General features: G+C 65.8%; 18 protein-coding genes. 3 read left to right on the top strand and 15 right to left on the bottom strand.

Features of this window, described 5'->3' with window-relative positions; all coding sequences use genetic code 11:
• Positions 1-2: 2 nt before the first annotated feature.
• Complete coding sequence (locus A5724_RS09725) at positions 3-608, bottom strand: dihydrofolate reductase family protein (RefSeq protein WP_067799988.1); 606 nt, start codon at positions 606-608, stop codon at positions 3-5.
• 191 nt (positions 609-799) lie between these two features.
• Here A5724_RS09725 and folE point away from each other — a divergent pair, with 191 nt between their 5' ends.
• The 3 genes from folE to A5724_RS09710 are packed head-to-tail and all read left to right on the top strand — an operon-like array spanning position 800 to position 3,550.
• The gene (gene folE / locus A5724_RS09720) at positions 800-1,402 is read left to right on the top strand and encodes a GTP cyclohydrolase I FolE (protein WP_067799984.1); all 603 of its coding nucleotides are present in this window, start codon (positions 800-802) and stop codon (positions 1,400-1,402) included.
• A gap of 4 nt (positions 1,403-1,406) precedes the next feature.
• On the top strand, positions 1,407-2,801 hold the full coding sequence (locus tag A5724_RS09715) for a DHA2 family efflux MFS transporter permease subunit (RefSeq protein WP_232004762.1): 1,395 nt from the start codon (positions 1,407-1,409) through the stop codon (positions 2,799-2,801).
• Entirely contained in the window at positions 2,798-3,550 is a 753-nt protein-coding gene (locus A5724_RS09710; protein ID WP_082964945.1) for a dihydrofolate reductase family protein, read from the top strand. The genes A5724_RS09715 and A5724_RS09710 overlap by 4 nt, the downstream gene beginning before the upstream one ends.
• A gap of 4 nt (positions 3,551-3,554) precedes the next feature.
• Here A5724_RS09710 and A5724_RS09705 read toward each other — a convergent pair whose 3' ends face one another.
• From A5724_RS09705 to glf, 14 genes are all read right to left on the bottom strand, one after another.
• Positions 3,555-4,928 carry a serine/threonine-protein kinase gene (locus tag A5724_RS09705; RefSeq protein WP_067799975.1) on the bottom strand — a complete coding sequence of 458 codons (1,374 nt, stop codon included), beginning with the start codon at positions 4,926-4,928 and terminating at the stop codon, positions 3,555-3,557.
• Between the two features lie 375 nt (positions 4,929-5,303).
• Positions 5,304-6,857, bottom strand: coding sequence for an acyl-CoA carboxylase subunit beta (locus A5724_RS09700; RefSeq protein ID WP_067799973.1), 1,554 nt, complete (start codon positions 6,855-6,857; stop codon positions 5,304-5,306).
• Between the two features lie 14 nt (positions 6,858-6,871).
• Complete coding sequence (pks13, locus tag A5724_RS09695) at positions 6,872-12,169, bottom strand: polyketide synthase Pks13 (RefSeq protein ID WP_067800110.1); 5,298 nt, start codon at positions 12,167-12,169, stop codon at positions 6,872-6,874.
• A gap of 110 nt (positions 12,170-12,279) precedes the next feature.
• On the bottom strand, positions 12,280-14,169 hold the full coding sequence (gene fadD32, locus A5724_RS09690; protein ID WP_067799970.1) for a long-chain-fatty-acid--AMP ligase FadD32: 1,890 nt from the start codon (positions 14,167-14,169) through the stop codon (positions 12,280-12,282).
• Positions 14,170-14,411: 242 nt separating this feature from the next.
• A complete protein-coding gene (locus tag A5724_RS09685; protein ID WP_067799967.1) occupies positions 14,412-15,422 on the bottom strand; it encodes a cutinase family protein in 1,011 nt (336 codons plus the stop codon).
• A 9-nt stretch (positions 15,423-15,431) separates the two neighbouring features.
• On the bottom strand, positions 15,432-15,896 hold the full coding sequence (locus A5724_RS09680; protein WP_082964943.1) for a DUF732 domain-containing protein: 465 nt from the start codon (positions 15,894-15,896) through the stop codon (positions 15,432-15,434).
• Positions 15,897-15,957: 61 nt separating this feature from the next.
• Complete coding sequence (locus tag A5724_RS09675) at positions 15,958-16,845, bottom strand: alpha/beta hydrolase-fold protein (protein WP_067799964.1); 888 nt, start codon at positions 16,843-16,845, stop codon at positions 15,958-15,960.
• Positions 16,846-16,981: 136 nt separating this feature from the next.
• Positions 16,982-18,034: an esterase family protein gene (locus tag A5724_RS09670; RefSeq protein ID WP_067799961.1), complete on the bottom strand. Its 1,053-nt coding sequence runs from the start codon at positions 18,032-18,034 to the stop codon at positions 16,982-16,984.
• A gap of 116 nt (positions 18,035-18,150) precedes the next feature.
• On the bottom strand, positions 18,151-19,155 hold the full coding sequence (locus A5724_RS09665) for an alpha/beta hydrolase family protein (RefSeq protein ID WP_082964942.1): 1,005 nt from the start codon (positions 19,153-19,155) through the stop codon (positions 18,151-18,153).
• 130 nt (positions 19,156-19,285) lie between these two features.
• The gene (zomB, locus tag A5724_RS09660) at positions 19,286-21,244 is read right to left on the bottom strand and encodes a flagellar motor control protein ZomB (RefSeq protein ID WP_156752210.1); all 1,959 of its coding nucleotides are present in this window, start codon (positions 21,242-21,244) and stop codon (positions 19,286-19,288) included.
• 58 nt (positions 21,245-21,302) lie between these two features.
• Entirely contained in the window at positions 21,303-22,217 is a 915-nt protein-coding gene (locus A5724_RS09655) for a decaprenyl-phosphate phosphoribosyltransferase (RefSeq protein WP_067800105.1), read from the bottom strand.
• Positions 22,218-22,255: 38 nt separating this feature from the next.
• Positions 22,256-22,780, bottom strand: a complete 525-nt coding sequence (locus A5724_RS09650) for a phosphatase PAP2 family protein (RefSeq protein WP_067799952.1) — start codon at positions 22,778-22,780, stop codon at positions 22,256-22,258.
• Positions 22,773-24,710, bottom strand: a complete 1,938-nt coding sequence (locus tag A5724_RS09645) for a glycosyltransferase (protein ID WP_067799949.1) — start codon at positions 24,708-24,710, stop codon at positions 22,773-22,775. The genes A5724_RS09650 and A5724_RS09645 overlap by 8 nt, the downstream gene beginning before the upstream one ends.
• Complete coding sequence (gene glf / locus A5724_RS09640) at positions 24,707-25,951, bottom strand: UDP-galactopyranose mutase (protein WP_067799945.1); 1,245 nt, start codon at positions 25,949-25,951, stop codon at positions 24,707-24,709. The genes A5724_RS09645 and glf overlap by 4 nt, the downstream gene beginning before the upstream one ends.
• Positions 25,952-26,101 lie beyond the last annotated feature (150 nt).

Genomic DNA, 26,101 nt, shown 5'->3' with positions numbered 1-26,101 from the left:
GCTCACCTCTGCGGCAAGTGTGCTTTCGCCTCGTCGTAGCCTGCGGCGGCCGACGCTTCAGCGGGGCCGTACACGAGGTACAGCACGCCCGTGTCAAACGTCTGAGAGGACATCAACTGCAACGGGATCGATTGGCCGTCGTCGAACAGCCGCATGCCCTTGCCGACGACGATCGGATGCACCAGCAGATGCAGTTCGTCGAGCAACCCGGCGGCCAGCAGTTGACGGACCACGGAGACCGACCCGCTGATCGCGATATCGCCGCCGGGTTCGTTCTTGAGCGCCGTGCTCGCTTCGACGAGATCGCCCTCGAGCTGTTCGGAGTTGCGCCAGGTGAACTTCAGGTCTTGCCGCGACACCACGATCTTGCGGGTGTCGCCCAGCTTCTTCGCGAACTCCGCGTCCTGACTGCCGTCGGCCTCCCGAGCCGGCCACGCCCCCGCGAAACTGTCGTATGTCTCGCGGCCGAGCAGTATGGTGTCCGCCGCCCCCAGTTGGCCGCCCACCGCCGCGCCCATCTCGTCGTTGAAATACGGGAAGTGCCACTGATCCGGCGCTTCGACGACGCCGTCGAGGGCAATGAACATGCCTGCGGTGATTTTCCTCATGCAGTTGCAGACATGCCGCGCGTGCGAAACTCGTCGCGCCGTCCTGGGGCGGAGTTATTGAAAACTATGACGCAGCCGTAAACGCTCTGCTACTAGTTAATACGGCTATTCGTAAATGTTTCGCGCAGCAAACGATTATCTGCTGCGTTCCCTGGTGTTGCGAAGGGGTAATTGTGCTGCAGTCAAGGGAAGTGTCACAAACACCTCACGCGAAATTGAAGTCGGCTCGCACTTTCGATCAGGCAGGCGTTGAGGCCGCCATTTTCGACCTGCTGGTCGCCCTCGGGGAGGATCCGCACCGCGATGGCTTGAAGGACACCCCGGCCCGGGTGGCGCGCGCCTACCGCGAGACGTTCGCAGGCCTGTACACCGATCCGGAAGACGTCCTGAGCACGGTGTTCGACGAGCAACATGGCGAGCTCGTGCTAGTCAAGCAAATCCCGATGTACTCCACATGCGAACATCACCTGGTTTCATTCCACGGAGTCGCACATGTCGGCTATCTTCCTGGCGAAGACGGGCGAGTGACAGGTCTGTCGAAGATTGCGCGATTAGTCGACTTGTATGCCAGGCGTCCGCAGGTGCAGGAAAGACTCACCGGGCAAATCGCTGACGCTTTTATGCGCAAAATGAATGCCCGCGGAGTCATAGTCGTCATCGAGGCCGAACACCTCTGCATGGCGATGCGCGGTGTCCGAAAGCCAGGAGCGGTCACCACCACGTCTGCGGTGCGCGGCCAGTTCGCCACCGACGCGGCGTCACGCGCTGAGGCGCTGCATCTGCTGCGGGAGTGATCCCGTGACCGCATCACCGATGGGCAGTCACCCGCTGCGGGCCATGTGGGCGATGATGGTCGGCTTCTTTCTCATCGTCGTCGACTCGACCGTCGTCACGGTGGCCAACCCGGTCGTCAAACAACACTTCAGCGCCACCTACGACGCGGTCGTCTGGGTGACCAGTGCTTATCTCCTGGCGTTCGCGGCGCTGATGCTCGTGGGCGGACGCGTCGGCGACCGGTTCGGGCCGAAGAGCGTCTACCTGGTGGGCCTCGCGCTGTTCACAGCGTCGTCGGTGTGGTGTGGGATGGCCGGATCGATTGAAATGCTGATCGCAGGACGCGTCGCGCAGGGCGTCGGCGCAGCGCTGATCACGCCGCAGACATTGTCGGCGATCACCCGCACCTTCCCGCCGGAACGGCGCGGTGTCGCGATGAGTGTGTGGGGCGCCACCGCCGGAATCGGCATGTTCGTCGGCCCGTTGGTGGGCGGCCTCCTGGTGGATGTCCTTGGCTGGCGGTGGATCTTCTACATCAACGTCCCGATTGGCCTCGCCGGACTCGGCCTGGCCTTGTGGCTGGTCCCAGCGCTGCCTGGTCGGCGCTACCGGCTGGACATGCTCGGCGTTGTGCTGTCCTGCACCGGGATATGCCTGCTGGTGTTCGGTTTACAGGAAGGCCAGGACCACGGGCGGGCGGTGTGGATCTGGGGTGTCGTCGGCGGCGGTCTTGCGGTGCTGGTCGCGTTCGTCGTCTGGCAGTCAGTCCAGAAACGTGAACCGCTGATCCCGTTGACCCTGTTCCGGCACCGCGACTTCGGGATATCAAGCGCCGGCATCGCGATGATGAGCTTCGCGGCGATGGCATGCGGTATTCCGCTGATGTTCTACCTGCAGGACACGACGGGGCTGTCACCGCTGCGCGCGGCGCTTGTCACTACACCGATGGCCGTAGCCACCGGCGTGCTGGCACGTCCGGTCGGACAACTCGTCGACCGGGTCCAGCCTCGCCCCGTAGTCGGGTTCGGCTTCGCGATCCTGGCGATCGCCACGTTCTGGCTTGCGGCGGAGATGACCCCGAGTACGCCGGTCTGGCGGTTGATGCTGCCGCTGACGCTGCTGGGCGCGGCGGGTGCGATGGTGTGGGAACCGTTGGCCGTCAGCGCATCTCGGGCCGTACCTGTTGATCTTGCAGGCGCGGGGTCGGCTGTCTACAACACCGTCCGCCAAGTCGGGGCTGTGCTCGGCAGCGCCTGCATCGCGCCGTTGATGGTTTCGACGTCGCTCCGAGGATCGATGCTCCTGCCCGCCGCCGTAGCGGTGCTCGGCGCGATGACCGCACTTTTTCTCGTCGGCCACCGGACACCCGCACCGCGCACGGTGGTACCCCAACCAAGGAATGTGAGCGCCGCACTATGACCGCTTTTGCCGGGATGTCACGTTCGACTTCGCACGAAGCGGAGACACTCACCGATGACGAGCTACGCGAATTGCTGGCCTATCCGCAGGATCTCGACCGTCCTCTCCTTCGAGCGAACTTCATCGCCAGCATCGACGGCGCGGTGACACTCGACGGTGCGGGCCGGAAGTTGGGCACGCCGACCGATCGGCGGGTCTTTACCCGACTACGGGAGGTCGCGGACGTGATACTGGTCGGCGCCACCACCGCGAAGGCCAAGCCCTACACCGACATTCAACTCAGCGCCGAGGCCAAAGCCTGGCGTTCGTCGCGTGGCCTTTCGCCAGAAGTGCAGGTGGCGGTGGTGTCCAGCCGTGGTGTCATCTCGCAGCAGTTGCTGGACAATCCGACACCGCCCATCGTGTTCGTCTCCGCGAGCGCCGACGAGTCCACCCGCCTTGAACTCGAGGCATCCGGGGCGATCGTCAGGAAGATGCCACCGGGTCAGATCGGTTCTGCTGCGGTCCGCAACGGGCTCAGCGAGCTCGGATTGAACCGCGTACTCGTCGAGGGCGGGCCCACCTTCTTCTCACAATTGGTGGCCGACAACGAAATCGACGAACTGTGCCTGACCACCAGCCCCATGATGGTCGCCGGGCCCGCTCGCCGCGTCGCCACCGCGGCCGACCACGTCGAGATTCACATGCAGCGCAAAACGGTGCTGCTCGGCGCCGACGGCACCGTCATTGTGCGATGGGTTCGCCGCTGAGACGTCATGACGTCGGGTTGGCCGTCGCGTTGCCTTCCACGATCTGGTCGTGGCACTCGAGGCGCGACTTGCCGGTCTGCTCCATGCAAACCAGTACCGGCCCCTCAGTCTCCGACGGGTACACCTCGTCATTCGGGCCCGCCGTGGCGGTCGGACTGGAGATCTCGCCAGGATAGAGCGACCAGATGGTTCCGTTCGTGGTCGGCAGGTGTGCACAGTAGGCCGGCGCGCCACTTTCGGTGATGCCGGCCGCGCCCAACGTCGCGCAGTTGGTGCCGACCACCACCACCGGCAGCGTGACGTCGGCCGGCGGCGCAGGTGCCTGCCGCGCCGACGTCGGCTGCGGTCGGGCTTCTGAGCTGCGGTCACGCGTGTGGTCGAACAGTACGAAACCGATTGCCGCGACCGCGATCACGACAAGCGCGGCAGCGACGCCGATCAGGATGCGGTGGCGGGAGTCGGTCTGTGCTCTGGCGTGCCTGGGGCCCGTCGCCGGAATCGCCAACTGGGTCTCGTCGGCGATGCGCTGTCGGTCCTCGCTACCGATGTGGTGGGCGAGCGCGCGGGCGAAGTCGATGCACCGGTCGTAGCGGTCCTTCGGTGACTTCGACAGCGCCTTGTCGAACACCGGTCCCAGGCTGGACAACTCCGGCCGTCGGGTGCCGATCTGCGGCGGCGCGGCCGTCAGGTGCTTGCTGATCACCACGGCTGGGTTCGAGTGCTGGAAAGGTGGTGTGCCGGTGAGCAACTGGAATGCGGTGGCGGCCAGCGCGTACTGGTCGGCGCGTCCGTCGATCTCCTCGCCCTTGAGTTGCTCGGGTGCGGAGTACGACACGGTGCCCACCGTCATGTTCGTTCCGGTCAGCACGCTCGGTTCGCCGATCCAGCGGGCAATCCCGAAGTCGGCCAACATGATCCGCTCGCTGTCAGTGTCATGATTTGCCATCAGGATGTTGGCCGGTTTCACATCGCGGTGCAGCAGGCCTTTCTGGTGGGCGTAGTCGAGCGCGTCGGCGACAGCGGTGACGATGCGCACCACCTCGTCGGCGGGCATACCGTTCGGGAACTGCTCGGCGAGCAGCCGCCCGGCATCGGTGCCCTCGACGTAGTCCATCGAGATCCACAGCTGGCCGTCGACGTCGCCGCGGTCGTGCACCTCGACGATGTGCGGATGCCACAGCGTGGCGGCAACATCGGCTTCGCGGTTGAACCGCTCGCGGTACTCGCTTTCGGAACAGACCGTGGCCGACAGAACCTTCAGCGCGTCGCGGCGCGGCAACCGCGGATGCTGGGCCAGATACACCTCGCCCATCCCGCCAGCACCGAGCGATCGCAGAATCGTGTAACCGGCGATCACCTGGCCGTCCGTTAGCGGCATGGGCGAATCTTAATAGGTGGCGCTCCAGTCGGTTGTGCGTCTTGATGAGGTCAGGCGCTTGCGAAGGCCGTCGCGCTGAAGATGGCGAAGATGACGTCGTCGGTAGGCACCGACATGGTCTGCCCGTGCCCCAAGCGACACCATCGCAAATGAGGCGTCCACACCGTCGGCGGGCAGGCCTGAACAGGACGGAACCTCCCCCCACCCCAGCAACGTTCTCGGCCCAGCGGGCCGCGCCCATGCCTTCGAAGGCGCGCCGCAGCTGACCAGCAGCATCTGCGTCCGCGCCTACTCGAACGGCATCCGGAGCGCTCCGGCACAGTCAAGGGTCACGCGGACAACCGATGAGAACCGACGCGCGGAGCCGGTCGGCGCTTAAAGCGGCGTGAGGCCGTGCTTGCGTTGGACTTTGCCCAGGTTCTGCTTGTCCCGCAACAACCGCAGCGACTTGCGAAGCAACAACCGGGTCTCATGCGGCTGGATCACGCCGTCGATGTAGCCGCGCTCCGCGGCGATCCACGGGGTCGCCATGTTGAGGTTGTAGCCCTCGATGAAATCGTCGCGAATCTTCTGCACCTCAGGCGCTGTCGGATCCGGGAACCGCTTCACCAGAAGCTGCGCGGCGCCCTCGGCGCCGATCACCGCGATACGCGCCGTCGGCCACGCGAAGTTCAGATCGGCAGACAACTGCTTGGAACCCATCACCGCGTAGCCGCCGCCGTAGGCCTTGCGAATGATGATCGTCACCTTGGGCACGTCGGCTTCCACGATGGCATTGAAGAACCGTCCGCCGCGCTTGATGATGCCGCCCTTTTCCTCCTCGACACCGGGCATCGCACCCGGGGTGTCGACGACGAACACCAGCGGCAAGTTGAACGAATCACAGAACCGGATGAAGCCGGCGGCCTTGTCGGACGCCTCGTTGCCGACCGCGCCGGACATGTGCATCGGCTGGTTGGCGATCACGCCGACCGGGTGGCCGTCGACACGCGCGAACGCGGTGATCATGGAAGGGCTTCGCTGGTCGGCGATTTCGAAAACGTCACCGTCGTCGAAGATCCGCAACAGGATCTCGTGCATGTCGTAGGCCATGTTGTCGCTGTCCGGCACGATCGAGTCGAGTTCGTAGTCGTGCGGGGTCAACTCCGGTTCCAGCCCGGGATTGATGATCGGCGGATCGTCGAAGTGATTGGCAGGCAGGAAGCTCAGGTAGTCGCGCACATACTGGTAGGCCTCGGCCTCCGACTCGACCACCTTGTGGATGTTGCCGCGCTGGGCCTGGACGTCGGCACCGCCGAGTTCGTCGAAGGTGACGTCCTCGCCGGTGACGTCCTTGATGACGTCAGGGCCGGTGATGAACATGTAGCCCTGGTCGCGCACCGCTACCAGCAGGTCGGTTTGGATCGGTGAATAGACTGCTCCGCCAGCGCATTTCCCGAAGATCAGCGAGATCTCGGGCACCAGGCCGCGCAACATCTCATGGCGGCGACCCAGCTCGGCGTACCACGCCAGCGAGGTCACGGCGTCTTGGATACGGGCACCCGCCGAGTCGTTGATGCCGATGATCGGGCAGCCGACCATGGCCACCCACTCCATCAGCTTGGCGACCTTGCGGCCGAACATCTCACCGACCGAACCCTGGAACACCGTCTGGTCGTGACTGAACACGCCGACCGGCCTGCCGTCGATGGTGCCGTGGCCGGTCACCACGCCGTCACCGAACAGTGCGTTGGGATCGCCCGGCGTCTTGGCCAGCGCACCGATCTCCAGGAAGCTGCCGGGATCGACGAGGGCGTTGATGCGGGCGCGGGCACTGGGGATGCCCTTCTTCTCCCGCTTGGCGACGGCCTTCTCACCGCCGGGTTCCTTGGCCAGCTCGAGCTTTTCACGGAGTTCGGCCAGCAGAGCCGCGGTGGTTCGGTTGGTCACTTCGCCTGCTTCTCCTAGTCCTTCATCGCGTCGAACGCGACGCGTTCGATTCGACTGATCGCCTCGCTCATGTGTGCGCCGACCTTCGCAATGTACGGCTCGTCGATGGCCTGGATGTGCTCGCCCCCGATGTGCACGATCTCGAGGTCGGAGACGTACTCGCCCCAGCCGCCGTCGGGTTGCCGGATGGCGTAGCGCGGCTCGAAGAAGATCGCGTCGTCGTGGTAGCGGTCGGCCATGTAGAGGGTGACGTGCCCGTTGTACGGCTGGATCTCGACGGTCTCCAGCAGCCGGTTGTCCAGATACGACGTGCGCTGGTGCTCGATGACCCCGCCGGGGATCTGCACGCCGCTCTGCTTGACCGCGTCCAGCACGAACTGCACCTGTGCCTCGTCGTCGAGTTCCTCGAGCTGCTCGTACGGGATCGGCGGCACCTCGACGTTGAAGGTGCGTTCGGCGAACCGCGCGTAGCGGTCCCAGCGGGCGCGGGTCTCCTCCTTGGTCTTCGGGATCTCCTCGCCAGGGCGGACCATGTCGATGAGCCCGACGAAACGGACGTCGGCGCCCGCGCGCTTCAGCCCGATGGCGCAGGCGTAGGCGAGCGCACCGCCCAGTGACCAGCCGACCAGGACGAACGGCCCGTCGCCACCGAGTTCGAGCAGCTTCGGCAGGTACTGCCCTGCCCGCTCCTCGATCGATCCCTCGACCCGCTCGAAGCCGTACATGGGGGTGTCGGCGGGCAGCCGCTTGAGCAGCGGCTCGTACACCACCGTCGAACCGCCCGCCGGATGGAACACGAACACCGGGGTCCGTTTCCTCCCCTCTCGCGGCGCACGCAGGGTACGGACGAATCCGTCGATCTGGCCGGCTTCCAGATGCTCACGCACGATGGTGGCCAACGCCTCGATGGTCGGCGAGTTCTTCACGTCGTCGACGGTGATGGTGCCCTCGGCCCGTTCCGAAAGCCGTTGCGCCATCTTCTCGTACGTCGCGTCGTCGAGTTCGGGCAGCGGATTGAAGATGCCACCCGGCGACTTGCCGGTGACGATCGCCCACGTCGCGAACGTGACGCGCTCGGCCGCCTCGCGAGGCGGCACGCCGGCGCCGAGCGCCTCGATGACCGCTTCCTGCGTCAGCACGTTCGCCGCGATCGACGCCGCACTGGGCTGGTCGGGACCGGCGGGGTTCGTCGGCGGTGGCGGAGCGGCACTGGCCGCGACATCCGACTTCGGCACGGCTGGGCCGGTGGGATCGGTTGGGGGCGGCGGGATGTCACTCGCAGTGGCCGTCCCGGCGCTGGTGAGCGTCTCCTCCAGCTCGGCGACCGTCGTGGCGCCGCCCATCAATTGCGCTTGTTCGGCGGCGATCTCTTCCGGGGTCATCGCTTTCTGGTGCTCCGCGAGCTGGTCCACCTCGTCGCGGTGCTCGATCGCGTACTCGATCAGCTTCTCCACCGCATACAGGTTCGCGTCCCGCACAGCGGTCAGCTGAATCGGCGGCAGATCGAAGTCGTACTCGACGCGATTCTTGATGCGCACCGCCATCAGCGAGTCGAGGCCGAGCTCGATCAGCGGCACCTCCCACGGCAGGTCCTCTGGCTCGTAACCCATTGCACCGCCGACGATCGTGGCCAACCGGTCGTGCACCGTCTCACCGGTGTCCGCCGACCACTTGGCGAAGCCTGCACCGAGATTCGCGCCCTGGGTCAGGTTGTCCTGCAGGATCTCTGGAGCCGCTTCGGCGGCGACATCAGCCTCAGCGGTGTCTTCCGCCAGGGCCTGATCGACCACCCGGCCAACGCCAACCGCCGACGGTAGCGCCGCGGCCGCACCATCGCGGCTCACGATCGCGTCGTACACCAACGTGAACGACTCGTCGATGCGCGCGTGAACCTGCACGGTTGCACCGCCGGGATGACGGGTCAGCGTGGTGACCAGGCGTGCACCGTCGCCGGGGACCGCCCGCTGCTCGAACGCGGTCAGCTTGGCGCCAGGAAGAACCTGCGCCGCAGCGGCTTTCACCAACGCAGCGAGGTCCGGCTCACCCTTGGGTGCGAACTCCCAGACATGCTTGCCGTCGGGCGTCGCGACATGGTTGCCCGGCATCATCACCGAACTGTCGCCGGTGAACTTCGCGTCCAGCCAGTGCGGCTTGCGCTTGAACCGGGTGGGCGGGATGTTGGCGTAGTCAGTCCGCGGGTCGACGGCCGGGGAGAACAAGGTGCGGAAGTCCAGATCGTGGCCGTGCACGTACAGCTGAGCCATGGCCGCCGTCATCGAGTCGACCTCGTCCTGCTTGCGGGCCAGCGTCGCGATCAACTGCCCGTCGTGCAGACCCGCCGCCGCCGTGGTCAGGCCCACCTGCATCAGCGCCACCGGATTCGGTGCCAGCTCGAGGAACGTGGTGTGCCCGTTGTCGACCGCGTTGCGGATGCCCTGAGTGAAGTGGACGCTGTGCCGCAGCCCCTTCTTCCAGTACTCGACGTCGTGGATCGGCTCACCGCCCGGCCGGATGTAGCGGCCTTCGTGCACGGTCGAGAAGTAGCCGGTGGTCAACGGTTGCGCCGCGATGCCCTGCAACTCGGCCGCGAGTTCACCGAGCAGCGGATCCATCTGAGAGGTGTGGCTGGCGCCCTTGGTCTGGAACTTGCGGGCGAACCTGCCCTCGGACTCCGCGCGCGCGATGATCGCGTCGACCTGCTCCGGCGGGCCGCCGATGACCGTCTGGGTCGGCGCGGCGTACACGCACACCTCGAGGCCGTCGAAATCGGCGAACACCGTTTCGATTTCGTCGACTGAGTACTCGACGAGCGCCATCAACCGGATGTACTCGCCGAACAGCATGGCTTCGCCTTCACCCATCAGGTGGGCGCGTGAGCAGATCGTGCGGGTGGCGTCGGCCAGCGACAGGCCGCCGGAGAAGTACGCCGCGGCCGCCTCGCCGAGCGACTGACCAATCACCGCAGCGGGTTTCGCGCCGTGGGCCTTGAGCAGTTCGCCGAGCGCGATCTGGATCGCGAAGATCACCGTCTGCGTGGTCTCGATGCCGTAGTCCTGCGAATCGTCGAGGATCAGTTCGACGATGGAGTAGCCCAGTTCGTCCTGGATCAGCGCGTCGACCTTGTTGATCCACTCGGCGAACGTCTCGTCGCGCAGGTAGAGGTTCTTACCCATCTTGCGGTGCTGGGCGCCGAAGCCGGCCAGCACCCACACCGGGCCGTTGCTCACCGGACCGTCGGCGGTGAACACGCCTGCGTTCGGTTTGCCCTCGGCCAGCGCCCGCAGGCCCTTGATCGCCTCGTCGTGATCGTGCGCCAGCACCACGGCGCGCGAGCGGCCGTGGTTGCGCCGCGACAGTGAGCGGCCGATCGACTCCAGCGACGATGCGCGGCCCTCTGGGCTGTCCATCCAGTCGGCCAACTCGGCGGCGGTGGCCTTCTTGCGCGACGTCAGGAACCCTGAAACCGCCAGCGGCACAACAGGAGTCGGCTGTTCGCCGGACTCCAACTCTTCACGTGCGGTCTCGAGCAACCGCAGCGCCTCGTCGGTCAGGCCCGGCAGCTCCGCCTCGTCGTCGGTAACCGCGGCGTGGCTGGGCTCGTCGTCTGAGTCCTCATCGACGAACTCGCCGTACTCGTCCATCCGGACCCCGCCGATGTATACGGCGTCGGCCTCGGCAGCCTTCGGCTTCTCGGGCTCTGATTCCGGTTCTGGCTCCGGCTCAACGAGATCCGAAGGAAGCACCTCGCGCAGCACCATGTGCGCGTTGGCGCCGCCGAACCCGAACCCGGACACGCCAGTGATCGCGTGACCACTGTAGCGCGGCCAGTCGGTCACGGTGTCGGCGACCTTCAGGTGCACGGCGTCGAAGTCGATGTAGGGGTTGGGACCCGTGTAGTTGATCGACGGCGGGATCTTGTCGTTCCGCAGCGCCAGCGCCATCTTGGCCAGGCTGGCAGCGCCCGCGGCCGATTCAAGGTGGCCCACATTGGATTTCACCGCGCCGAGCAGCGCGGGCTTGTCCGCAGGACGGCCCTTGCCGACGACGCGGCCCAGCGCGTCGGCCTCGATCGGGTCGCCGAGAATGGTGCCGGTGCCGTGCGCCTCGATGTAGTCGACGTCGCGCGGATTGACGCCAGCGTCCTTGTACGCCTTGCGCAGCACCTCGGCCTGCGCGTCGGGATTCGGCGCGAGCATGCCGTTGGACCGGCCGTCATGGTTGACCGCGCTGCCCGCAATGACAGCGATGATCTCGTCGCCATCGCGCCTGGCGTCGGACAATCGCTTGAGCACCAGCATGCCGCCGCCCTCGGAGCGCGCGTAGCCGTCGGCGTCCTGCGAGAACGACTTGATCCGGCCGTCGGAGGCCAGCACGCCGCCGACCTCATCGAAACCGATGGTCACCAGCGGGGTGATCAACGCGTTCACGCCGCCGACGACCGCCACATCGGCCTCGCCCGCACGCAGTGCGGCCACGCCCTGATGCGCGGCGACCAGCGACGACGAACATGCGGTGTCGATGGCCATCGACGGTCCGCGGAAGTCGAAGAAGTAGGACACCCGGTTGGCGATGATCGAACTGGTGGTCCCGGTGATCGCATACGGGTGGGCGACCGTCGGATCGGATACCGCCAGGAACTGGTAGTCGGTATTCGACGACCCGATGTAGACCCCGACCCGCTCGCCGCGCAGGCTGGACGCCGGGATGCGGGCGTTTTCCAAGGCCTCCCAGGTCAATTCGAGCGCCATCCGCTGCTGCGGATCGAGGTTGTCGGCCTCCATCTTGGACAGCGTGAAGAACTCGGCGTCGAAACCCTTGATGTCGGACAGATAGCCGCCACGGGTGCGGGCCTTCGCGACCCGCTCGGCGATCCGCGGCTCGGAGAGGAACTCCTCCCAGCGGCCCTCCGGCAGATCGGTGATCGCGTCGCGGCCCTCGAGCAGCGCCTGCCACGTCTGTTCGGGGGTGTGCATGTCGCCGGGGAAGCGGGTGGCGATGCCCACAATGGCTATGTTGGCGATGCCCTCATCAACCTCCCGCGACCAATCCTCTTCGACCCCAGTGTCTTCGACCTCGGGCTCGCCCTCGATGATGACGGTGGCCAACGATTCGATGGTGGGATGCCGGAACGCGACCGTGGCGGTCAGCGTCACACCAGTCAGATCCTCGATGTCACTGGCCATCGCGACGGCGTCACGTGACGACAGACCGAGCTCGACCAGCGGCGCGGATTCGTTGATGTTGTCGGGCGATTGGCCCGTGGCGTTGGCGACCCAGTTGCGCAGCCATTCGCGCATCTCGGCGACCGTCATGTCGGTGCGTGGCGGGTTGAGCGACTTTTCGGGCGCCAACTGCACTTCGTCGCCGGACGGCAGGTCGGGGTGTTGCGAATCGTCTTGTGTGTCAGCCATTTTCGAAGGTTCTAGTCGGTCTCGTCGGGGAACGCGTTGGCCACGCGCCCGCTGCGCAGGCTGCCGTCGAGATAGGCGGCGCGGCAGGCACGTCGGCCGATCTTGCCGCTCGACGTGCGCGGAATCGCACCCGCGGCGGTCAGCAGCACGTCACGCACGGTGACGCCGTGGCGCACCGCGATCGCAGCGCGGATGTCGTCGGCGATCGGGCCCATGTCGAGCTTGTGTGCGCCGGGCGCCCTCTCCCCGACGATCACCAACTGCTCGGAGGTGTCGTCCGGATCACGCTTGAGACCCGCGTGCGCGTTCTCGAACACCTCGTCGGGCAACTGGTTCGCAGGCACCGAGAACGCGGCGACGAACCCGGTGCGAAGCGCCTTCGATGCCTCCTGCGCGGAGTATTCGAGGTCCTGCGGGTAGTGGTTGCGGCCGTCGATGATCACCAGATCCTTTGTGCGGCCCGTGATGTAGAGCTCGCCGTCGTGGTAGGCGCCAAGGTCGCCGGTGCGCACCCACGTCGCGTCGTCTGCTGCGCCCTCGGCGTGCGACGGGTTGGTGCGCGATTTGAGGATGTTATGAAAAGTCTCAGCGGTCGCGACCTCTTTACCCCAGTAGCCGGTACCCATGTTCTGGCCGCTGATCCAGACCTCGCCGATCTGACCGTCGGGCAGTTCGGTGGCGGTGTCGTTGTCGACGATCACCGCCCACTCGGCGATGCCGATCTTGCCCGCGCCCGCCTGCGCGACGGCCTTCGGCGAATCGTCGGGCACCGGCACGAAACGGCCCTCGTTGAGTTCGTCGCGGTCGACGCTGATGATCGTCGGTTCGGCGTTCATCGGAGTGGTCGACACGAACAGCGTCGCCTCGGCGAGGCCGTAGGACGGCTTGATCGCCTTCGGCTGAAAACCGAAGGGGCCGAAGGCTTCGTTGAACCGGCGCACCGTGGCCGCCGAGATCGGCTCACTGCCGTTGAGGATGCACTTGACGTTCGACAGGTCCATCGGCGGCTCGCCGTCCTTGGGCACCCCGCGCGCCGCGGCGTGGTCGAACGCGAAGTTCGGCGCGACCGAGATGGTGCCGCCGGTGTCGCCCTCCCTGCGGGCAAGCTCGCGGATCCACCGGCCGGGCCGACGCACGAACGCGGCCGGCGTCATGAACGTCACGTAATGGCCGATCATCGGTGACAGCAGCACGGTGATCAGACCCATGTCGTGGAAGAACGGCAGCCAGGACACACCGCGGTCGCCTTCTTCACCCTCGAGCGCCTCGATCACCTGCACCACGTTGGTCGCGAGGTTCAGGTAGGTGATCTGCACACCGGTCGGGATGCGGGTTGAGCCGGAGGTGTACTGCAGATAGGCGATGGTGTCCCTGGCGATGTCGACGGACTCCCACGTCGTACCGACGTCGTTGGGCACCGCATCGACGGCGATGACGCGCGGGCGCTCCTTGGCGGGGCGGGTCCGGAAGAACTTGCGCACGCCCTCGGCCGCTTCGGTGGTGGTCAGGATCGCAGAGGGATGGCAGTCGTCGAGCACCGCGTGCAGGCGGCCGACGTGGCCGGGCTCCGACGGATCGAACAGCGGCACGGCGATGCGACCCGAATAGAGAGTGCCGAAGAACGCGACGAGGTAGTGGAGGTTCTGCGGGCACAGGATCGCGACGCGGTCACCGGGCTGGGTGACCTGCTGCAGCCGGGCGCCGATGGCGCGGTTGCGCGCACCGAAGTCTGCCCAGTTCAAGTCCCGCGCGACGCCGTCGCGTTCGGTGGAGAAATCAAGGAAGCGGTAGGCGAGCTTGTCGCCGCGCACCTTCGCCCACTTCTCGACGTGACGGACCAGGTTCCCGTTGTCGGGAAACACAATTTGTCCGTTCTTGAGAAACGGGTTGTGGAACGCCATCGCACTCTCCTGTCAAAGCCACACGCACATCGCGTAGCCACTTCAGCTCTTGTCGGCGGGACGCCGCAGTCACTCGAGGCGAACCGCGCGAACCCAAACCCCGGAAATCGTACCGGGAGTAGGCGTTGTCCGCGTTTATAGGCTCTGACCTGCGTATTCAGCCCGACTTCCGCGCACCGCTCTTAGTTTTTTCTTAATGTTAGGCGACCTGTTGGCACTCGCCAAATCGCTTGGGTCACATGTCAGCCATGTTTTGGGTGCGGAGCGTTATCGATCACGTTCTGCGCCCATCCCAGTGTCCACTGTGTAGCCGAGGCACCGTCTAGATTCCAGAACTGCGGCGTGGCGTACATCGCGTGGATCGGTTGTCCGCCGTTGCCTGCCAGCACCTCGAGTGTGCGTGGGAGTTGGGTGACGTTGAACGCCGACTCCGGCGCCGCGCAGATCAGGTCGCCACGCGCGCAAATCTCGTTGGTGCGGTCGTTGAGCGAGCCGAATCCGCCGGGCCGCGGGCCCGTCATCGTCAGCCCCATCGCCGACAGCGTCGGGACTTCCTGCAGCGTGATCTCCGCACCCTGACCGTCAGGGTTGGGGCCGATGTCCTGACCGATGTTGTCCTGGCGGCGGCCGTCGGCGATCACCGTGACACCGAGCACCAGATCCTCGTCGACCGGTCCGCGTCCGTTGCCGATGTCGCTGGCGATGTCACCGGCGATCACCGCGCCCTGCGAGAAGCCGACGAGCACGTAACTGGTCAACGGGCACTGATCGTTCATCCGCTTCATCTCGTCGACCGCGTTGCGGGTGCCCTCCGCCCGGCTGTCGTTGTACGACATCTGCTTGTCGGCCGACAGCGGATTGTGGAACTGCGCGGTGTACGGGACGGTGAAGATCTCCAGCCGATCGTTGCCGAACTGCGCGCGAAGCGGGTTGGTCACGTTGAGCAGAAGCGCCGCCGGGAACTGAACCGGGTTGTGCGGGTCCAACTGCGGCGAGGACTCCCAGGTGCCCGGGATGGAGATCATCTCGACGTCCGGGCAGTCGGCGGACTGGAAATCCGGGCGCGGCTTCTTGGCGGTGGGCGGGACCGCGGTGGGCGGCACCGCGCCCGGCGGCAGCGCGGTCGTCGGGGTTTCCGGCTTGCGCAGCACCACGATCACGATCGCGACGATCAACACGACGACGAGGGCCATCGCCCCGGCTGCGACAAGCGCGAGGATACGGTGGCGTTTCCGCCGATTGGTCTTGGACATGTGCTCCTGCTAGCAGAGTTTGTCGGTTGCGATCCGAATGTAATCAGCCGTCGCCGCGTCCACGTCACCCGCCGCAGGCGCCGACGAACTCAGATGCGCGGTCCGCACGTCGCCGCGCACCAGCGGCACCACAACGTCCCAGACAGCTTGATCACTCTGTTTGGCGGCACGCGCCTGGCACACGTATGACCCGATGCGCAGCGCCATCAAATCGCTCGACGGTCTGACCCCGGCAGCGTTGAGCGCATCGAGATACGCGCGCTGCTGTTCGGTCACGACCATCGCGTTGCCGTCGCTGTTCGGCTGAGACGGCGCCGGCGCACTCTCTGAGGTCGACAGTCCGACGCTGGCCATCACGTCGTCGGCGACGGAGCACCCGGTCAGCAGGGCCGCGGACGATGCGACCAGAAACGAGGTTGCCGACCACCGGGACAGGTTTGCCAAGCCGGTCGGGCGTCGTTCGGGCTGCTGCACTCCTCCAAGGTACCGGCTAGTGGAGCGGGAACCCGGTGACCGAGGCCGTGGCTGGTCGCGGCTACCTGATCGTGGCGACGAGTTCCCCTGACATCGCGCCAAGCTGACCCGCCCAGGTACCCCAGTCGTGTTGCGGGCCGTCGGGGAAATCGAAGTGCCCGTTGTGCCCGCCGACCGAGCGGTAGTGCTGGTAGAACGAACGGTTGCTGCCCTGGGCCTGATCGCAGTAGCCGATCATCGCGGCCGGATCGGCGCATCCGAGCGTCGACGGACTGAAGATCCACAGCCGCGTGTTGTTGTCCGCGAGCAACTGCACGTGCACATCGGGGTCATGCCACTTCCACCGGCCCAGCTGCGGCAAGCCCCACATGTTGCGGGTGTCGACCCCGCCGTACTGCGCCAGTCCGGCGGTGATCGCTCCGTTGGTGTAGGTGTTGGACGGGTTCAGAAATCCGGACAGCGAGCCTGCGAAGCGGTAGCGATCGGGATGGAAGGTGGCGATGGTCACCGCTCCGGTGCCGCCCTGCGCGGCCCCGACGATGCCGTGTCCGCTCGGCGCCAGGCCCTTGTTGGCGGCCATCCAGTTGGGCAGCTCGTCGGCCAGGAACGTCTCCCACTGCCTGCTGCCGTCCTGCTCCCAGTTGGTGTAGAGGCTCCACGCTCCACCCGCGGGTGCGGCCACCGAGATGCCTTTACCGGCGAGCGTGTTCATCGCGTTGCCCGCTGTGACCCAGTTGCTCACGTCGGGTGCCGCGTTGAACGCGTCGAGCAGCACCACCATGTGCGGGCCGCCGCCCTGGAATGCGACGGGGATATCGCGGCCCATCGCGGCCGACGGCACCATCAGCATTTCGACGTCGGCCTTGGCGACCGGCGCCACCGACGTGCCGAGCGACCACAGTCCTGCGGCCAGCGCCACGGTCAAGAACCCTCGTATCAACCCACGCATAAACCCACCTCACGTCGCATCCGCTTGGTCCCCGCCGGAGGTAGTGAACCACACCACCGTTGCGGGGCGCTTCGGAAACGATGACGGCGGCGACCCTTGAAAGAGTCGCCGCCGTCGATCGTGTTGTCGTCAGCGATTAGCCGCCGGAGGTGTTGGCGGTCGGCTGCGCCGTGGGAACTTCCTGCGGCGTCGCGCCGAGCACCCGCTGGATGTCAGGCTTCATCTGCTGCAGCTGCGAACCCCAGTACGGCCAGTCGTGCACACCATTGGACGGGAAGTTGAACACGCCGTTCTTGCCGCCCGCGGCGATGTAGTTCTCCTGGAACGTCTTGTTCGTGCGGAGCGTGAAGCCCTCCAGGAACTTGGCGTTGAACAGGTTGCCTGCCGACAGACCCGCACTCAGGTCCGAAGGAGTGCCGTTACCGCAGTAGACCCAGATCCGGGTGTTGTTCGCGACCAGCTTCGACATGTTGACCATCGGGTCGTTGCGCTTCCAGGCGCTGTTCGCGTCCTCGGTCTTACCCCACATGTCGTCGGCCTTGTAGCCGCCTGCGTCACCCATCGAGATGTTGACCAGCATCGGCCACCAGCCCTCGGACAGGTTCAGGAAGCCCGACAGCGAGGCCGCATACGGGAACTGCTCCGGGTGGTAGATCGCCAGGGTCAGCGCTGCCGAACCGGCCATCGAAAGACCAACCACGGCGCTGCCGGTCGGCTTGACCTGCTTCTGAGAAGCCAGGTATGCGGGCAGCTCCTGCGTAAGGAACGTCTCCCACTTATAGGTCTGGCATGTTCCGGTCTTCTTGCTGCACGCCGGTGAGTACCAGTCGCTGTAGAAGCTGGACTGACCACCGACCGGCATGACAACCGACAGGCCGGAGTTGAGGTACCACTCAAACGCCGCCGTGTTGATGTCCCAACCGTTGAAGTCGTCTTGCGCACGCAGGCCGTCAAGCAGGTACACGGCCGGTGTGTTCGGCCCGCCGCTCTGGAACTGAACCTTGATGTCGCGTCCCATCCCCGCTGACGGAACCATGAGGTACTCGACCGGCAGACCCGGACGAGAGAAAGCCCCCGCAGTCGCCGAGCCGCCGACGAACCCCACGAGGCCGGGCAACACGGCAGCGGCCACGGCCGCAATCGTGAGCCGACGCACCCAGGCGCCGCGCATCTTCCCAACGAACTTCATGCTTCTACCTATCCCATCTGTCGTAAGCCGCACAGCCGAACCCGCGGCGTGCTCGTGTAGTCAACCACACCTGCGCGTGATTCCTCTTCTCAGCGTGTATCGTCCCTGGTCGCTCCTCAGCCGTTGAGGGTCGCGATCAGGTCTGGTTTCAGCGCCGTCAATTGCTGCGCCCAATATGCCCAGGCATGGTTGCCAGCCGCCGGAAACACAAAGGTCGCGTTGTTGCCGCCGGCCTTCGCGTAGGCCTCTTGAAAGTCCTTGTTGCTCTTGATCGCCATGCCTTCAAGGCTGTCGGCGTTGAACTGTTGATTCGGATCTGGATTGGGATTCACCGGAGTGTTCCCACCAGGTGCGCAGTAGATCCACAGCCGAGTTCCATTCGCGACGATGCGCGACACCTGCTTGATGGGGTCGTTGCGCTTCCAGGCGGAATCCCATGGGGCGCCCCACATGTTGTCGACGTTGTAGCCGCCTGCGTCGAGCATCGCGACGCGAATGGCTTGCTGCATCAACAGCGCGGACGGATTCAAAAAGCCCGACAACGATGCGGCGTACGAGAACTGTGACGGGTGATACGCCGAGAGGATCAGCGCCGCACTTCCCGACATCGACAGTCCGACAACGCCATTGCCTGTCATCGAGATCTGCTTGTTGGTCGCCAGCCACGCGGGGAGTTCGCTGGTGAGGAACGTCTCCCACTTGTAGGTGAAGGTCTGGTTGTTGAAGCTCGACGGCGAATACCAGTCCGTGTAGAAGCTGGACTGCCCGCCGACCGGCATCACCGTGGCGACACCGGAGTTGTTGAACCACTCGAAGGCGGGCGTTTCGATATCCCAACCGTTGTAGTCGTCGCGTGCCCGCATGCCGTCGAGCAGATAGACGGCCTTGCTCGCCGCGGCAGGGGCGGGTGCGGCTTCCGACGCGGGCTGGAACTGAACCCGGACGTTGCGGCCCATCGCCGTCGAGTACACGTCGAGGTACTCGACGGGCAGGCCTTCACGGGAGAACGCGTTGGCGACCGGCGCCGCGCCGAGCGCGGGAAGCATCAGCACCGCGGCGGCGACGACCAGCATGCGCCGAAGCCGATTCGGCACAGCGCTGTTCACCGATTGCCTGCGCATCTGCTGGTCTACCGTCCGTTCAGGTGTGCACGCCGTATGGCCGGCGGTCTCGAAGTAGCTATCGCGCCAATACGGCTGCGGTGTTACCAAACTCCCAGAAAACCCCGCCAGCTAACAAATCGGCGACAGCTCACGGACCGGTGGCCGGCATGCCGGTGTACGGCGGCGCGGACGGTGGAGGCACAGGCAGCCCGCAGCGTTTCAGCTCGTAAAGCGGCACCCGGTCGATCCGGTAGCTGCTGAACTCCGCAGCGTGCAGCAAATTCGATACGAACCGGCGCAAGCTCATCGGACCGCGAATCGCGGTGAGCATCGAGTCGGTGGCCGGGCATTTCAAGGCAGCCTTGGCCTGCGCGATCCAGTCCTGGTCGAGGTAGGACGGGATGAACGGCGGCATCGGCAGGAACGGCCCTTCAGCCACCGCCCAGTCCGGGAACAAGTTCTTGTCGTGCCCGATGCGACCGTCGAGCAGGCGCGCCGTGTGTGCCGCCAACGGATTTGCCAAACCGATCTGGTCGATCACCCGCACGTCCAACCCCACGTTCATGCCGAGCATGCCGAGGTTGGTGAAAAACACTGTGTGCGGGCCCTTGTACTTCTTGCGGAGCTCGGGAGGCATGTCGGGCGGCGGCGGGACGGCGGGCACCACGTCCCACTGGTCATAGTTGCCCGACGGCAGCAGCAGCGCGCCGTCGGGGGTGTTGTCCAGCGCGGTGAGAACGGCCCGCATCCGTGGATAGTCCAGATAGTCGGCGGCGGTCAACGGGTGTGGGTTGCCGGTGGCCTGGGAGTAGAACCGTCGCTCGTCGACGATGCCGGTGTAGGTGACCCGGGTGGCGTCGGCGCCCAGTCCAGGGGAGTTGGCCGCCCACAGCGACCACACGGCGACGGCCAGCCACAGCACACCGGTCGCGCCGGCGAACAAATAGGCTGGGCCACGCGGCATTTGGGCGCCGTCGGGCAATGCCATCGGAATCACCGCCACCGGTGCCAGCAGGCAGAAGATCGGGGTGAGCAGCACCCTGCCGTGCATGAAGTCACCGCCCTGGCGGATCCAGTAGATGCCCTGCAGGAGCCCACTGACGAGGATGAAAATGACTACCGCCGAGGGGCTTTGCACCCTGCGGGCCAACCAGCTGTAGCCGGGCGGCGTGCCCCGGCGGATCCACCACGGCCTGCCCCTGGTCGCCAGGGTGACCAGGCCGAGGCCGACGAGCAGGATGGCGGGTGCCCACAGCAGATAGGGCCGGTTGAAGTTGGTCAGGTACACAAAGCCCTGCGCCCATTTGGACCCCGTCGCGTCCTTGGCGATCGCGGTGCTGGGATAGAGCAGGCCGTAATAGCCCATCCGGAAGATCTGATAGCCGACCGGCAGGAGCCCGCCGACGACAACGATCAGCAGTCGACGGCGCCAACCGCGGGCCGCGACGAGCATCATGATCAACGCCAGCGCGCCGATCAGCGCCAGTTCGGGGCGCACCAGCACGCTCAATCCGGCGACGAAAGCCAATGTGCCGTCGAATAATCCGCTTACCGCATTGGTCGTCGGCTGCGGTGCACCGCGGCGTGGCGGCGGTTGCTGCGCGCCGGGATAGGCACGCAGAGCCTGCGACCAGGCCACCATCATCCACCACAGCAGACCCAGATAGGCCAGTACCAAACCGTTTTCGAGCCCCGAGGTGGCGAAGTCCCGTGCTGGCGGCACCGCGATGTACACCAGCGCACCCGCGGGCAGCAGCAGCGCGCGTCGGCCGCGCAGCCCAGGCGCGTACAACCGGCCCGCGCCAAGCATCAACAGCGCCACGCCCGCGACGCTGAGCACCAGCGCGAGGAACAGCGCCACGTACTCCAGTTGCACTTCGCCGCCGACCCAGCTGAACAGCGTGATCAGGTAGGTCCAGATGGTCGAGGTGTTTGCCTCGACGCGCTCGCCCGCGTTGAACACCGGGCCGTTGCCAGCCAACAGGTTTCGCACGGTGCGCAGCACGATCAGCCCGTCGTCTGCGATCCAGCGCCGCTGCCATGCGCCCCACCCGTAGAGCGCGGACACGGCGATCACGCCGATCCACAGGCTGACCCTGGTGGTCATGTCGTACGGGAACGCCGGCCAGCGGGCCAGCCGAGCCGCGGCTGCGGCTCTGTATCGTTCAGCTGAGGAAAAGGGCGGCACCGATGGTCCCGATCCACGCCACGGCGAGCAGTTGGAGCACACGGTCCTTGAGCGCGATCTCCTCCGGTTCGCCTGCTAGCCCGCCGTCCACGTCGACGGCGTATCGCAGGATCGCGATCGTGAACGGAATGATCGTCACCGCGTACCACGACGCGTAGTTACCGTCCCGCTCGAAGGCCCACAACCCGTAGCAGAGGACGGTCGCGGTGGCCGACAGCGTCCACACGAAGCGCAGATAGGACGCCGTGTAGCTCTCCAGCGATTTGCGGATCTTGGCGCCGGTCCGCTCGGCGAGTTGCAGTTCGGCGTAGCGCTTGCCGCCCACCATGAACAACGAGGCGAACGTCATGCCGAGCAGGAACCACTGCGACAGCGGGATCGCTGCGGCGGCGCCGCCCGCGATGGCGCGGATCAGATACGCCGAGGCGACGATGCAGATGTCAAGCACCGGTTGGTGTTTGAGTCCGAAGCAGTAGGCCATCTGCATCGCGATGTAGATGGCGATCACCACGGCCAGGTTAGGGCTGGCCAACAGTGAGACCGCCAGCGCGGCGATGCCGAGCAGCACTGCGACGCCGTAGGCGAGCCACTCGGGCACCACACCCGCGGCGATCGGGCGGAAGCGCTTCGTCGGATGCTGCCGGTCGGCCTCGACGTCGCGGGCATCGTTGATCAGGTACACGCACGACGCCGCGAGGCTGAACGCCACGAATGCGATCGCCACGTTGACTGCGACGGCTTCGACGCTGAACTTGACGTCGCTGCCGAACGCGGCCACCGGCGCGATCAAGACGAGCAGGTTCTTCACCCATTGCCGGGGCCGGATCGCCTTGATGAGCCCGGTCACGACGTTGCTCGGTGGGCCTTTGACCGGTGCCGGTTCTTCACTCATCTTCTGCGCGCTCTCTGCACTGCTCTCACTCGAGATGCTCATCCATCTCCTCCAACCCGGTCGGCGACGGCTCCCACGGTCTTCGCGACCACCGCCCCCACCGCGACGCCGGTGAGCACGTCGCTGGGGTAATGCACGCCAAGAACCAAGCGGGACAATGCCATCGGCGGTACCAACACCGCGGGCAGCGGGAAGCCGGTGGTGCGCGCCAGCAGGATCGACGCCGCGGTCGTCGAGGTGGCGTGCGCCGAGGGAAAGCTCAGTCGGCTCGGTGTGCCGACGTTGACCGCGACCGCGGGGTGATGTGGGCGCTCGCGCTTGACGACCCGCTTGATCAGCACCGCTGCGGCATGGGCGAGAAATGCGCCTGCACCCGCGGCCAACCAGGCCCGCCGCCGCGACGGCTGCAGCAGCGCACCCAGCGCGGAGATCGCCAGCCAGCCGAGGCTGTGCTCGCCGAAGTGGGAGAGTGCGCGCGCCCCCGCCAGCACCCCCGGCCGGTCGGCGAGCGCCGACTGTACGGCCACCAGCGCGGCTTCTTCGCCCCGCAACCCCTCAGCCATGCGGGGAGGCCTCTAACAAGACCGTTTCCCACTTCTGCTTGCTGGACAGCACCGGCAGCGCCTCGCGGTAGACCCTGCGCATCTTGTTGAACTTGCGGGCCAGGATGAGCTGGCGGCGCAACGACTCCCGAAGCAGCGCAAACATTTTGGCACGATCCCGTTGCCGGTAGACCACGCCGCGCCCGTCGGCGGTGGTCACCGTCACCCCGTCGACCTTGCACAGCGAGAACCACCTGGCGTCCTGCGTCGCGACGTTGACCTGCGGGCGGCGATGGTGTTGGGGGTCGTGCGGCTTGAGTTGGTGGATGACGCCACGCGCCAGTCGTACCGAGATCGCCAGCGGGTTGGTCGGGATGGTCACCTTCTTGCGCCACCGCTTGTCCGACGGTGGTGGCAGGGCGGGGGCGCCCGGCAGGACCACCGCATCGGAATAGTGCTGGCGCATCGCGCGGATCTCGGGCAGCGCGGACTCGAGGATCGAGAAGATATGCTCGGGACCCGCCAGGAAGTCGTCCATCGCCCTGTTCTGGATAGCGACGGTCGAATACTCAAGGCACAGAAGATGTTTGAACGTCGCCTTGAGATGACTGGCGAGCAGTCCGCGGATGTTGCCGTCCCAGTGCAAGGCGGCGACCACCAGCCGGTTGCGCAGGTGGAAGTACGCCTGCCAGTCGATCGCGTCGTCCTTGTCGCTCCAGGCCATGTGCCAGATGGCGGCACCGGGCAGAGTGACCGTCGGGTAGCCGTGCTCACCGGCGCGCAAGCCGTAGTCCGCGTCGTCCCACTTGATGAACAGCGGCAGCGGCTGGCCGAGTTCTTCTGCCACCTGCCGCGGGATCATGCACATCCACCAGCCGTTGTAGTCGACGTCGATGCGGCGGTGCAGCAGCCTGCTTCGGTATTCCTCTTCGTCGTTGAGCGGATACTTGGCGAAGTTGTGGTCGTATTCGGTGTTGATCGCGTTGGTCCACATGAAGTTCTCTTGCGCGACCATCTCGCCCATCACGTGCAGATGCGAGGGCTCCTGCAGGTTGAGCATCTGTCCGCCGACCAGCGTCGGCACCTTGGCGAACCGGTTCATCGCCAACGCGCGCAGGATCGAATCCGGCTCGATCCGGATATCGTCGTCCATGAACAGAATCTGTTCGCAGTCAGTGTTTTTCAGCGCCTCGTACATCACCCGGCTGTAGCCACCCGAGCCGCCCAGGTTCGGCTGGTTGTGAATCGACAGCCGGTTGCCCAGCGCGGCGGCCGCGTCGGCGAACCCCGGGTGATCGACTGCCTTCTTGGTGCCCTGATCCGATACGATGACAGCGCCGATCACCTTGTCTACCAACGGATCCGAGGTCAATGCCGCTAACGCGTTGACGCAGTCCGCCGGGCGGTTGAACGTCGGGATGCCGACCGCGACGTTGGCTCGGCCCGGTGCGGGCACCGGCGCGTACCAGCCGGCGCTGTGCACGGTGACCTTCGAATTGGTGGTGACGTCGAACCAGATCCAGCCGCCGTCCTCGAACGGGTCGAGACCGACTTCGAACTCCACCACGGCAGGCTCATCGGAGTCACCGCTCGACACCGGCGCACCGCCCACGGTGATCCGCGCTCCGGTGGCCTTGGACCGGTACACGTCGATGCGTGCACTGCCGGTCAACTCGACACGCAGCACCACCGACTCCAGTACCGACCACCGGCGCCAGTAACTGGCGGGCAAGGCGTTGAAATACGTCGCGAACGAGACCTCGGACTCCGCACCGATTTCCAGGGTGGTCCGCGTTGGCGCGTGCGCGCGCCTGGCATTGGTGTCCGATTCCTCTATATAGAGCTTGCGGACGTCCAACGGCTCACCCGGGCGCGGCAGGATGACGCGGGCGATCAGGCTGACCGCCTTCGATGCCCCGGCCTCGAGCGCGCCGGACGGGATGTCACTCATGCGCTGTTGCTTTCTGTGCCATTGTCGGTCAGTGGCGCGCCGTCACGCAGGTGCGGCGCGAGCGTGTTGTCGTACATGTTCAGCGCGCTGGCGATGGCCATGTGCATGTCGAGGTATTGGTAGGTGCCCAACCGGCCACCGAACAACACCTTCGATGATGCCGTCTCGGCCTTTGCCCGCGCACGGTAGGCGGCTAGCACCGCGCGGTCGGTTTCGGTGTTGATCGGGTAGTACGGCTCGTCGTCGTCGCCCGCGAACCTGCTGAACTCCCGCATGATCACCGTCTTGTCGGTCGGGTAAGCCCGCTCGGGGTGGAAGTGGCGGAACTCGTGGATCCGCGTATATGGCACGTCGGCGTCGTTGTAGTTCATCACCGGGGTGCCCTGGAAGTCACCCGTTTCGAGCACTTCAACCTCGAAATCCAATGTGCGCCAACCCAACCGACCCTCGGTGTAGTCGAAGTAGCGGTCTAAGGGCCCGGTATAAACAACTGGGGCCGCCGGCGCCTCTTGGCGCAGCGAGTCGCCGACGTCGAACCAGTCGGTGTTCAGTCGCACCTCGATGCGGTCGTCGGCGGCCATGTTCTTCAGCCACGCGGTGTACCCCTCGGCGGGCAGGCCTTCGTAGGTGTCGTTGAAGTAGCGGTTGTCGAAGGTGTATCGCACCGGCAGCCGGGTGATGGTGGACGCGGGCAGTTCCTTCGGGTCGGTCTGCCACTGCTTGGCGGTGTAGTGCTTGAGGAACGCCTCGTACAGCGGTCGGCCGACCAGCGAGATGGCCTTTTCCTCGAAGTTCTGCGCGTCCTCGGTCTTGATCTCGGCCGCCTGCTCCTTGATCAGCCGGCGAGCCGCGTCCGGCGAGTAGTACTTGCCGAAGAACTGCGACACCAGGCCGAGGCCCATCGGGAACTGGTAGGCCTGCCCGTTGTGCATCGCGAACACCCGGTGCTGATAGGCGGTGAAGTCGGTGAACTGACGCACGTAGTCCCACACCCGCTGGTTGGACGTGTGGAACAGGTGTGCCCCGTACTTGTGCACCTCGATGCCGGTTTGCGGTTCGGGTTCGGAGTAGGCGTTGCCGCCGATGTGCGGGCGCCGGTCGACGACCAGAACGCGTTTGTTCAACTGGGTTGCCACGCGCTCGGCAATGGTCAGGCCGAAAAATCCTGAACCGACGACGAAAAGGTCGAATTGGGCTCCAGATGGCTGGAGCGAAGGGTCCCGGGAATCAGGCGAAGTCATCGGCAGCAAGGGTATCCGACCGTCGCTGCGCGGCCCGAATCCACGGAGGGCACAAGGTTGCGATCGGCTCACAATTCCGCATCGCCACTTCTACCCCACTAGTCACACCAGTACCGTCGATCACGTTACTTCTTGGCGAGGCAGCCAAGC

The organism is Mycobacterium sp. ACS1612 (genome assembly GCF_001667505.1).
In the GTDB taxonomy this organism is placed as follows: Bacteria; Actinomycetota; Actinomycetes; order Mycobacteriales; family Mycobacteriaceae; genus Mycobacterium.
This window is presented reverse-complemented; position numbering and strand designations above follow the sequence as displayed.